Below are 11,909 nucleotides of genomic sequence, written 5' to 3' on the forward strand. Positions count from 1 at the left end.
AGTCGTTCCATCAGCATAGTTTTTGCACTGGCTCTAAAACCGTGGGGGCTGTGAATGTATTGATAGCCTTTACCGTTATTCATAGCTGGGCTGTTCAGTAGCTTGTTAACTTCTTGGGCATGATGATATGGTGCTTTCTTGCGTCTGGAATTATAGAATACATAATCATAATCGCCCGTTAATGGCTGTATCTTCTCTAATATAGCTATAGTTTGCGGTGCTAGTGGTATCACTACACTATCCACCATATCGCCCCGTCCCTGCCCTTTCTGTGGCTCTAATATCCATTGCTTGGCGTTTAGGTCAATATCTGCCCACCTCATAGCGCAAACATCACCAATGCGAACAAACGTAAGTGCTAGTAGCTGTAATATACTTTTGTTATATAGCTGGCTTGTATCGTCTAGCTGGTCGATATCCTTTAGCAGTTCCGCAAATTCTTTAGGCTGTGTTAATGATGGGCGGTGCTTTACTTTATGCTTAATGAGCGTTCCGCCTAAGTCGCTGGCTGGATTGTACTCAATGACCATATGAGCTTTAGCGATTTGTAGAATGCTCTTTAATATAGTTTTTACCGTTAAGCCTTTGTACGTGTACTTTTTCTGTATGTCCTTAATAAACGTAATAACGATACTAGGGCTAATGTCTGTAACTTTCATATGCCCTAACTTTTGCTGAATAACCTTAATGATTATTTTATTGCTCTTAATAGTCGATTGAGATAAGCTCTTGCTGTTTTGTATTTCCTGCCATTCGTTAATAAAATAATTTAAAGTATTTTGACGGTCTGTTATGTCTTTTTGCTTTAAGCTGTCCCTATGCTCTATTGGGTCTATATCTTTAGCTAATAGCTGCATGTTGTCGCTGTGGTATTGACGGGCATCAGCAAGGCTTAACGCTGGGTATTGCCCTAACGTCATATAAGGGCGTTTGCCAGTGACAGGGTGTGTATAACGGTGTCTAAAGTCGGCTGTAACGTCTTGGCTATCTTTTTGTGGTCTAATACGTATCTCTAAGCCTTTATAGCCAGCTATAGGATAGCTAATCGTTTTATCCGCTTTGATAGTGTCTTTGATTACTTTCTTAATTTGGGTGTCGGTTGTTAGGTCTGTTTTAGCCATCGTCTTATCACCTATATTTTGGTAGCCACTTTGGTAGCCATTTGGTAGCCGTTTCCACATTAGTTCTAACGTTACCACAGATGACATATTAGCATCAAAGTCATATAAAATAAAGGCTGTACAGTTATCAGTTGATATCAGGCATTATCAAAAAACACACTCACGCTACTGTCCCTTTTTTTGCCAAAAATATCATCACAGCGATGGTTTCCACAATCGATATAATGAGCGCCACAAAATAACTGCTAACAAAATAATTAACCGCTCAGGCATTGTTACGATTAAAATAACGCAAAGTCACAACATTAAGATTGGTACAAATATCTTTAACGCCGAAACCAATAAGCTTAAAGCTAATAATTTCCAAATTAGTGAGCTATAAATTAGAAACCTAACCATCAATAGTGGTAGATATCGCGACATTGATAACCAATATAGCCATTCAAAGCACTTATATCTTTGCTCATACTCAATAATAACAATGATTGAAATAACCACCACAAGGGATGCAATGTGTCAGAAATAAAACACATTTTACAACAGATTACAGCCTTAAGTGATGTGCCAGATCCTGCGGTACTCAAGCGCTTAATCGATGAGCTACGAGTGAGTGATAAAGAGCCCACGTTAGCCAATCAAAACATTCAAGAGCTGATTGATATTTTACGTCAACATCCAGAATATGCAGATGGACTGTCAAGTTTCGTCTTAAAACTGATTATTGAATATCGCCAAATTGCTTTATATACCGATACTGGCATCATGTCGGATCAGGGCTTTTTTAATAGTCTACGTCGCCTTATCGGGCACCGTTTTTTACCGCTATTGCCACAAGAAGATTCTGTCGTAGAATTGGTCGGTTATTTATTTGATAAACGCTCTGATGAGCGCTGGCTTGCCAATATTAAAAAAGACAAATGGGATGAACTGGTTGAGCTACTCAAAGTCGATGAGCAGCATTTAAACTTAGTTGCGACAGCAAAAAACAGTATTTTGAATGCGATTATCATTTTGTCATACCGTATCAGCGGTATTGGCTTGCATCCAGATTTGATGGAATTTTATCCGCAAATGCTGAATTATTCAGCGTCATTTGTGGCACAAAATCAAGAGGCGGTCTTATACGTCAATCAGTACCGAGAAGCGCATGAGCTTGATACTTTAACAGATATTACGCCCGAAAAAGCGGTAGATCCTGCGCCGTTACTGGTCATGATTGAACAATGCGAAGATATCGTTGCCACCATACGCAAGCGAATTTATAAAACGGGGATCTCTATTCGCCTGACCAATATGATGCTGCGTTTAGACCAAAGTTTGCAGCGTATGCGCATCCTAACTGAACTGGTAGCAGATAATTATGATAAGCGTGATCAGGCGCTCATTGAGTTGATTCAAGCACTGATTACCACTGCGAGCCGCCGTTATAGTATTGGATACTTAATTGATAATAATACCAAGCTGCTGTCGCGCAAAGTCACTGAAAATGCCAGCCGTGTGGGTGAACATTATATTAGTACCGATAAATCGGGCTACCAAAAAATGTTCAAGAAAGCCTCTATTGGTGGTTTTATTATTGCTTTTATGGCAACGCTTAAGATATTAGCCTATAACCTAGCCCTTGCACCGATGGGACGCGCCTTTGTAAATAGTATGATTTATGGATTGGGTTTTGTTTTTATCCATATCGTTCATGGTACAGTTGCTACCAAACAGCCTGCTATGACGGCGGCGGCAATTGCCTCTACTATCTCGGACGGTTCTGGCAAAAAGTCACACCAGTTAAATAAACTATCAGAGTTGGTGGTCGATATTTTACGTACCCAGTTTGTGGCGATTATGGGTAATATTATGCTAGCGATACCAGTCGCTCTGATTATCTCTTTTGCATGGCTACAATATACTGGTGCACCGATGATCAATACCGATAAGGCTGCACACTTACTGCATGATCTTGACCCCTTTCATTCACTGGCACTACCCCATGCGGCCATTGCTGGCGTCTATTTATTTTTATCGGGTCTTATTGCTGGTTACTACGATAACTTGGCGGTCTACAACCAAATCGGTGCCCGTATTCAGCGCCACAAACTACTTCAATACCTACTACCAAAAACTTGGTTACAGCGTTTAGGCGGTTTTATAGAAGCCAACCTTGGCGCCATTATGGGCAATTTCTTGTTCGGGGTGTTCTTAGGTAGCACTGCAACAATTGGCTATTTATTTGGCTTACCGATTGATATTCGCCACATTGCGTTTGCCTCGGCGAATTTGGCGCATGGACTGTTTAATATATCTGCCAACCAGTGGGATTGGCAGATTGTGTTTATTTCTATTTTAGGCGTTGCCCTTATCGGCATGGTGAACCTCATGGTCAGCTTTTCGCTCGCCTTATTTGTGGCACTGCGCTCTAAAGAAGTCAAATTCATGGAGTGGAGTCGTTTAACCAAGCAGCTTTTCAGCCATATGCTTACCCATCCTTCAGACTTTTTCTGGCCACGTGATAAGCCAATGAAGTATGCTCGTATCGACAGTCAAGGACATATGATCTTTGACGATACCAGCGCTCATAAAGGGGGACAAACTATTCCCAATAATTATGTCGTGCGGCGTTTGTCTGATGTAAAAATCCTACCTAAATCCAAGCAAAAAAGCATGCAAAATGAACAGGCTATCACAGACATAGATTACGATAATAACATCTCAAATGCTGACACTGACGCTGCGCTAAAAAGCCGGGAAACACACAGCACCACCAATCATATCAGTACCAAAAAAACCATTGAACTCGATGATGGGCTGATAGATGAGGAGCTCAATAGCATTCCTTATAGTAGTGATATTCAATATGATAAAGCGCATAACGCCTTTACTGAGGGTAATGAGACGACTGCCCATCCTGAAAGCGATAACAGCAACCCTGAAAACAAGGCCACGGGCGATGCTAAAACATCACTACCTAAACCCAAAAAACCACCAAACCTACCCAGCTAATGGGAAGGTTTTGGTGGTTCAATAAATCGTTTGGATAAGCCAAATAGTTGCGGCGTGACCTCATTTTAAAAACGGAGATAGAAATGAGCCCATGCCTTAATATTATGTTCCTGTATGTAAGCAGTGCGCACTTGACCTGATGATTTTTCCATCACTCAAGCGATAAGCCAATAGATCATTTCCCCAAACACAGCCGCCGTCAAGTGCACGCGCATACGGTAAGTCTACCTCACCTTTCAGCGCTGCCCAATGCCCAAATAGTATCTTGCGAGTCCGCGGCACTTGCCATTCAAACCAAGGCAAAAACCCCTCTGGCATAGACGATTCTAACCCTGCTGCAAAGCTAAATTCTAACGTGCCGTCTTGTTTGCACAGCCGCATACGAGTGAAATAATTGGCAATTGCGCGCATTTTGGTAAAGCCGCTAATATCTGGATGCCAGTCATCAGCAGTCTTGCTATATAAATTTGGCAATAAACGATCCAGCTGTTTTAAACTACTTTGCAATTGTGACTCTAACTGCTGCGCATACTTTTCGGCATCTTCGATACTCCAATGTGGCGGAATACCAGCATGAACTAATACCGTCTGCTCATCAGGAAAAGCCAATACTGGCTGATGACGTAACCATTCAAGCAGTTCATCGCAATCATCGGCAGCAAAAATAGGCGCTGTCTGATCCTTTTTTTTAATCTTTGCCGCACCGCGCCAGACAGCGATCAAATTGATATCATGATTGCCGAGTACTGTCGCGGCTGTCCCTTGCTCGCAAAGTGCTTTGACATGACGCAAGGTACTTAACGAGTCTTCACCACGTGCCACCAAGTCCCCTGCAAACCATAGCTTGTCTTGTGCAGGATCAAAATCCAATATTTCAAGTAAATGAAGGTACGCCGCGTAGCAACCTTGCAGGTCACCGATGACATACTGATGACGAAAACTCATAAACCCTCAATAATTTTTAACTGCTCGCTTTTAAGCAGCTTACAAATGATAGTAAATGGCTAATATTTTTTCCATCCAATGACCATCACGTATTTAAACGATGAGAACAGCCCCTTCTCACTGTTTTTATAGCTGCTAGAAAGAATATGTTATAACTGAACCGTGCTCGCCTGATTGCTCAAATTGACAAAATCTTTTACGCTTAAGGTTTCAGGGCGTGCTTGCGGATCAATACCACACGCTGCAAAATCGGCTTCACTGAGTGTTGGTAATAACGTTGATTTTTTAAAGATGGCGCGCAGTGTCTTACGGCGATGATTAAAGGTTTCACGTACCACCAAGGCAAAATACTCTTCATCTTCTGCCACAATTGGCTTAGTGATATGCGGCGTCAAACGAAAAACCGCACTGGTTACTTTTGGTGGCGGATTAAAAGCACCACGTGGTACAGTCAGTAGATAATCGGTATGGCAGTGATACTGCATAATGACAGATAGGCGACCATAAGTTTTGCTACCAACGTCAGCGGTGATACGCTCGACCACTTCTTTTTGCAGCATAAAGTGCATGTCTTGAATCACATCGGCATAACTGAGCAAATGAAATAAGATAGGCGTAGAAATATTATACGGCAGATTACCAACCACACGGAGCTTGCCCCGCTCATCGCTATACAGCTCGCGATAGTCGACATGCATGGCATTGTCTTTGATGATCGTAAAGTTTGGATGGCTGTTGGCACCGATACGAATACGCAGACTATCTGCCAAATCACGATCCAGCTCGACCACAGTCATCGCATCCACTTCTGCCAATAATGGCTCAGTCAGTGCGCCCATCCCTGGCCCAATCTCAATCAAATTGTCATCGCGCTCTAAGCGAATGCTCTCAACAATCTCACGGATGACACTGCGATCATGTAAGAAGTTTTGACCAAAGCGCTTACGCGGTTGGTGTTTGGCAGCGCGTAGGCTGTTGGTAATAGACTGAGCATCAAACGAAATTTTGGACATAAAAAAGTCTTAATGAGTAAAAGATAAATGGGCTATAGCGCTATGGCAATGCCAGCAATGTGCTAGTTTTATAATGATGAATTATAACACAGCTCATAATTGCACTGTATTTTTGAGATATTTTATTGTTAAACTACCCATACATTAGCGCAATCGACATAGTGCCTTATTTTTTTCTAAAATCGTTTATTATAAGAGTATTATGAGAGTAAGCATGGTTCCCTAGTGAGGACTTGAAGCTTTTGCTGTAGGCTAGTGATATCAATGTTTTAACTCACTGAAATACTCACGGTGTACTTTATGGTGTGCTTACCATACATATTCTATTCGTCTTTAGTGCGCTATAGACGCACCGATTAGACGTTATCTTAAATGAAATTGAGCATAAGAAAAACAGTTTATACAAGGTTCATTGAGGTATATATTAATATCAATGATCTGAATTCAGGAATTGAGCCATGTTAACTTTTCATTCAAAATCATCATTGCCGATAATTAGAACGGCAATGGCTTCTACTTTATTAATCGCTGCTGTACAACAGATGACAGGCTGTGACTTACAGCCCTCATCTACAAATAACGATGACACTACACAAACGAATAATATAGACAAAGATATGATCGAGAATGATGAGATGCCTGTCAATCCAGCACCTACAGATACAAGTGCTATAGATGAAGCCCAAACTAACAAAGCGACAGATATAGCTGATGAACAAATCGTCAGCCCGTCAGGGTATCAGAAACTAAGCTTTGGTCAGGTTATTACTCCTGAACTACTAAGCAGCCTAGGAATGACCAAAGCCAAGAGCGATAACGAAAAATGCTATTACGTCAGTAATCCAGAGCTGAGCTATATCGATAAAAAGTACGGTAAACGTGCTTCTGTGCTGTATCAAATCATAGACAACAAGGTTGCCCTGATTAATATTCAGGATCCAAGTATCCCGTTTTATAAAGACATCAACGTTGGCAATTCCGCTACAGACGTTATGAAAGCACATAATGACGAGCTTAGCTACGAGATCGATAAATATGCGGTTGATGGTGACTACTATAACCTGATTGCTAATGTCAATTTCAAGGTAATAAAAGAAAGCCCACTTGGAGAATTCTTAAAAGATGACAATATTGAGCTTAATAATAAACAGGATAAGTTACCCCTACAAATTGAATATCATGTCAAGGGTGGTCAAAAGCTGAGTGATTCTATGATTAAGGCGACTGAGTGGACAGCAGAGCATAAAAACCTATTAAAAGGTGAGGTAGAAAGCATAGATATTGGTATACCAGAAGCGATTTATTTGGTGGAAGGTTGCTCTTAAAAGTTGAACGTAAAAAACCCAGCATCTAGCTGGGTTATTAGTGGAAGGTCGTTTTTATAAGGTTGCTTTGTGACTCATGCTTAATCAATGAGTTATCACACTCTCTAAAATCGTATACGCTGCTTTGACCCTATCTGCATTGGGATAGTTTTTATTTGCCAGAATGACAATGCCTGATTTTTCGGCAGGAATATAAGCGATATAGCCACCAAACCCATTAGTAGCGCCTGTTTTATTGACCCAGACGTTGTTTAAAATAGACGTTGGATGATTGTCTATTTTAATGGCTTGAGGCTTTAGCACCACATCCATTGAGTTACCTTCGAGTAAGGTATTTAGCTGAGTAGGATAAGAGTACATCTCCCATCCTAACCCTTGGGTAAAAGTACTCGCCTGATAGTAACCCTTTCTATTATTGTCTAACGCTTGCTGAATATCTTTATCCAGCGGCACCAGCCCCATATTCGCCGCCATAAACTGCGTCATATCTTTAATGGTGGATTTAATGCCATAGGCTTCAGCGTCTAACATGCCAGGATTGACTCGGATAGCATCGCCAACAGCATTATAACCAAACGCATAATCCGCCATTTTGTCATTAGGCACATTGATAAAGGTGTTGGGCATATTGAGTGACGGCAGTATTTTTTCTTCCATCAATTGTGTGTAATCAGCATCCATGCTCAATGCCGATATATAACCAAACAATCCTATGCTGGCATTGGAATATAAACGCTTTGAGTTGACAGAAAAGACTGGCTGCCAAGATTTATAATAACTAAGCAACTCTTTATTGTTTTTGACTTCATCAGGTACTTGTAACGGCAGACCGCCAGCTGAATAGGTAACTAAGTTTATAAGCTTGGTGTTGCCAATGGTGCTGTTTTTTAGGTAGGGAATATATTTATCAGCAGTATCTTCTAATGTAAGTGTGCCATTTAATTCTGAATAACTGGCTAAGGTAGCAGCAAACGTCTTACTGATTGAGCCTAGCTCAAAAATAGTGTTTTCTGAGACAGGTATTTTGGCTTTCTTATCAGCCAAACCATAATGATAAAAATGTGATTTGCCATCGATGATGACGCCAAAAGACATCCCTGAAATATCATGCTCATTCATTAGTAATTTGGCTTGTTGATCAACGGTGCTCTTTAGATGGTCATTGTTATCTGCTGCTTGTACTGTTCCAGATAGTAATGATGCTGTCACTAAAGCGGTAAGTCCCACTTGATTTAACAGGGTCTGAAAAGATTGTTTCATTCTAGGGCTTCTCATTTATTCTGATAGATGTACTGATAATTTAGTGAGCATGCAAATAGCGCTTTGCTTTCAGTTCAGATATACCATCTTACATTATCTCAGAATGCTGAATCCCCGACAATCTTAGCAATTTAGTATCATAGAATGGATCTTTTAGGATATACCCTAGCAGAACCAGCTATTTCAGCCCTCTAAACCTATTAATAGACCACTTATAACAGACTGCTATGGTGGAACCAATTATATTAAACCCTGTTTGATAATTCATAAATAGCCATTACTCACACTAAAGTTACCCAATACTGCGTGATAAATGTCGCTAAGGTGCCGGCTTATGCAAGAGGTCTATTTAATAAGCGGTTTATCTGCCATCTCGTTTGCCATTTTTAATGCTTGATACAAGCTAGTGGCACTAGCATTGCCGCGCCCCGCTAAATCAAGCGCAGTCCCATGATCAACCGAGGTACGGATATACGGCAGTCCTAAGGTAAGATTGACCGTATCACCAAAACCATGTGATTTCAGCACCGGCAACCCTTGGTCATGATACATCGCAATCACCGCATCACAGTTGGCTAGATGTCTGGGTGTAAATAAGGTATCCGCTGGCATCGCCTCTGATATGTCTACGCCTGCTTTGATAAATTCTTGCAAGACTGGATTGATAATTTCAATCTCTTCTATACCTAAATACCCACCCTCGCCTGCATGTGGATTGAGACCACAGACTAAAATACGTGGTTGCGTTAAGCCAAATTTTGCTTTCATCTCATCGACGACAATTTGTACGGTTTGGCGTACATTGTCAGACGTGATTGCAGCAGGGATATCTTTTAGTGGTAAATGAGTGGTAACAAGCGCCACTTTCATGGCTTGATTGGCGAGCATCATAACCACTTTATCACAGCCACTTTGCTGCATAAAAAACTCTGTATGACCGCTAAACATCGTGCCATCTAATAGCTTAATACCAGCTTCTATCAATGCAGACTTTTGCAATGGTCCAGTGACGATAGCCGCCACTATTTTGTTGGTTGCCAACTGATGGGCAACGTCTAACTGCTTAGCAACCATTGCTGAATTGCGCGTGTTAATTTGTCCGCAGACAACTGGCTCAGCACAAGATATATTAAGCAGAATAAAAGAACTATCCACGTCAGTATCTGGCTGCAACATCTGCTCTACAACGTTAAAATTAAAGTCATCGGCATCGATATCAATAGTTTGCCAGATAGGTGAATTTGTCAGCACGCCAGCTGCAACCAACTCATCTGCGCGCTTTGTCATAGCAGTGCTATCGGCAGTGACCCAAATTGGGCGTTCAAAATCTTGCAATTTACCCTCAGCCGCTAATAGCAGCACGATATCCATTCCAATACCAGCAGGCTCACCAGTTGTGATTAATAATGGCAATTTTTTTTGTATATCTTGCATCGTAACTACGCCTTTATATTTATATTGAGTCGTGAATTTTATTGTATTTTTTATGGGAAAAATAAGTACTGACACTTATATTGTATAGATAATTTTTTACTTATTACAACTGTCATCTAGAATAGATAGTTGTCTATGGGTGCCGAAAAAAACCTATTATGTGTTAAACTTTCGCTTTTCATTATAGCATTTACCAGTAAACACCGAGCTCAGGTTTTGGTACTTCAATTATAGTGGCACGTGGCGTTTTATTTGCTGTATCAGCACCCAATAAAACCCTGATGTCACATACCCATTTATACCCTCTTTTATATCGACTTTTGACACATTAGGCAATCATGGCAGACAACGAAAAAACCGACGACTTACTCAATCAGACACCGCCGCACAATATCGATATTGAAAAGGCATTGCTCGCGTCCTTAATGAGTATCGAAGAGGCGTACGACAAGATTGCTGATATCGTTACCAAAGATGATTTTTATGCAGGGCGACATCAGTATATTTTTGATGCTATTGCTCATTTAGCGGCAGTCAACGAACCCTATGATACGGTCATGGTACACGACTGGCTAGAAGCACAAAAACTCCTTAAAAGTGCAGGCGGCGATAGCTACTTGGCAGATATTTTGAGCCAAAGCCCTGCGACCTTGTTTAACCTGACCGCCTATGCTCAGCGCGTCCGTGAACTATCTACTCTACGCCAACTGATTACGACTGGCAATGAGATGCTTACGCTCGCCTATAATCCTAAAGACCAAACCGTCAGTGATATTTTAGACAGTGTTGAGGGTAAGATATTTAGCATCAATGAGCAGCACAATAAACGCGCTGAACAGCGTGGACCTGTGGGCATTACGGCTGTTTTGACCAATGTTATTGATAAGATTCAAGAACTCAAATCCAATCCCGATGGCATGATTGGTTTGCAGACGCCGTTTGCTGAGTTGAATAATAAAACCCAAGGCTTGCAGGCAGGTGACTTAATCATTGTGGCTGCGCGCCCTTCTATGGGTAAAACCACTTTTGCAATGAACTTGGCAGAAGGTATTTTATTTAACGAAGATCTGCCTGTTGTGGTATTTTCGATGGAGATGCCTGCTGAGTCTATCGTCATGCGTTTGCTGTCCTCATGGGGCGCGATTAATCAGACGCATCTGCGTTCTGGGCAAATGAACGAAGACGAATGGGCAAAAATGATGAACGCCATTCAGCACTTGCAATCAAAGCATCTCTATATTGATGATAGTACTGCTTTGCCACCCTCTGAGATGCGTTCACGCTGCCGCCGTATCGCCAAAAACCATGACGGCAAGCTTGGCGCTATCGTCGTCGATTATCTCCAGTTGATGAAAGTGCCAAACCTAGATGGCAACCGTGTTGGGGAAATCTCTGAGATTTCACGGAGTCTCAAAGCGCTAGCACGTGAGCTTGAATGCCCTGTTATTGCCTTATCACAGCTTAACCGTAGTCTAGAAAACCGCCCTAACAAGCGTCCTATCATGTCGGATTTGCGTGAATCGGGTGCGATTGAGCAGGATGCCGATTTGATTATGTTCATCTATCGTGATGAGGTTTATAATGAGAATACAGACCACAAAGGCGTGGCTGAAATCATCATTGGTAAACAGCGTAACGGCCCTATCGGCACTATACGTTTGGGCTTTGAAGGGCAATTTACCCGCTTTATTAACCTAACGCCAGAATACTATCAAAACGTCAGTTTCGAGAATGACGAGTAATCAATCTTATAAAACTTAAGCCTAATAGAAATCAGCCTGATAAAAACTGAAGCTTAATCATAAGCGAACAAATAG

At 41.4% G+C, this 11,909-nt stretch carries 8 protein-coding genes; 3 read left to right on the forward strand and 5 right to left on the reverse strand.

Annotated elements, in window-relative coordinates; genetic code table 11:
• The coding region (locus B2575_RS02650; RefSeq protein ID WP_296240056.1) for a tyrosine-type recombinase/integrase at positions 1-1,121 on the reverse strand (1,121 nt) is incomplete at its 3' end.
• A 513-nt stretch (positions 1,122-1,634) separates the two neighbouring features.
• On the opposite strand from B2575_RS02650, the gene B2575_RS02655 reads away from it, so the two are divergent.
• Entirely contained in the window at positions 1,635-4,115 is a 2,481-nt protein-coding gene (locus B2575_RS02655; RefSeq protein ID WP_201605778.1) for a site-specific recombinase, read from the forward strand.
• 102 nt (positions 4,116-4,217) lie between these two features.
• On the opposite strand, the gene B2575_RS02660 is transcribed toward B2575_RS02655, so the two are convergent.
• The gene (locus B2575_RS02660; protein ID WP_201605780.1) at positions 4,218-5,060 is read right to left on the reverse strand and encodes a symmetrical bis(5'-nucleosyl)-tetraphosphatase; all 843 of its coding nucleotides are present in this window, start codon (positions 5,058-5,060) and stop codon (positions 4,218-4,220) included.
• Between the two features lie 149 nt (positions 5,061-5,209).
• On the reverse strand, positions 5,210-6,073 hold the full coding sequence (gene rsmA / locus B2575_RS02665) for a 16S rRNA (adenine(1518)-N(6)/adenine(1519)-N(6))-dimethyltransferase RsmA (RefSeq protein WP_045452885.1): 864 nt from the start codon (positions 6,071-6,073) through the stop codon (positions 5,210-5,212).
• Between the two features lie 458 nt (positions 6,074-6,531).
• On the opposite strand from rsmA, the gene B2575_RS02670 reads away from it, so the two are divergent.
• Positions 6,532-7,398, forward strand: coding sequence for a hypothetical protein (locus B2575_RS02670; protein WP_045452881.1), 867 nt, complete (start codon positions 6,532-6,534; stop codon positions 7,396-7,398).
• Between the two features lie 84 nt (positions 7,399-7,482).
• On the opposite strand, the gene ampC is transcribed toward B2575_RS02670, so the two are convergent.
• Positions 7,483-8,658, reverse strand: a complete 1,176-nt coding sequence (gene ampC / locus B2575_RS02675; protein ID WP_193008098.1) for a class C beta-lactamase — start codon at positions 8,656-8,658, stop codon at positions 7,483-7,485.
• A 345-nt stretch (positions 8,659-9,003) separates the two neighbouring features.
• Positions 9,004-10,083, reverse strand: a complete 1,080-nt coding sequence (gene pdxA / locus B2575_RS02680) for a 4-hydroxythreonine-4-phosphate dehydrogenase PdxA (RefSeq protein WP_413786970.1) — start codon at positions 10,081-10,083, stop codon at positions 9,004-9,006.
• 347 nt (positions 10,084-10,430) lie between these two features.
• Here pdxA and dnaB point away from each other — a divergent pair, with 347 nt between their 5' ends.
• A complete protein-coding gene (dnaB, locus tag B2575_RS02685; RefSeq protein ID WP_055124901.1) occupies positions 10,431-11,834 on the forward strand; it encodes a replicative DNA helicase in 1,404 nt (467 codons plus the stop codon).
• Positions 11,835-11,909 lie beyond the last annotated feature (75 nt).

Origin of the sequence: Psychrobacter sp. UBA6739 (genome assembly GCF_002453835.1) — a bacterium.
In the GTDB taxonomy this organism is placed as follows: Bacteria; Pseudomonadota; Gammaproteobacteria; order Pseudomonadales; family Moraxellaceae; genus Psychrobacter; species Psychrobacter immobilis_A.

Bases quoted from the DNA above. Each gene is read 5' to 3' on its own strand.
- B2575_RS02660 (WP_201605780.1), bottom strand. From the start codon at position 5,060: ATGAGTTTTCGTCATCAGTATGTCATCGGTGACCTGCAAGGTTGCTAC.
- rsmA (WP_045452885.1), bottom strand. From the start codon at position 6,073: ATGTCCAAAATTTCGTTTGATGCTCAGTCTATTACCAACAGCCTACGC.
- B2575_RS02670 (WP_045452881.1), top strand. From the start codon at position 6,532: ATGTTAACTTTTCATTCAAAATCATCATTGCCGATAATTAGAACGGCA.
- ampC (WP_193008098.1), bottom strand. From the start codon at position 8,658: ATGAAACAATCTTTTCAGACCCTGTTAAATCAAGTGGGACTTACCGCT.
- dnaB (WP_055124901.1), top strand. From the start codon at position 10,431: ATGGCAGACAACGAAAAAACCGACGACTTACTCAATCAGACACCGCCG.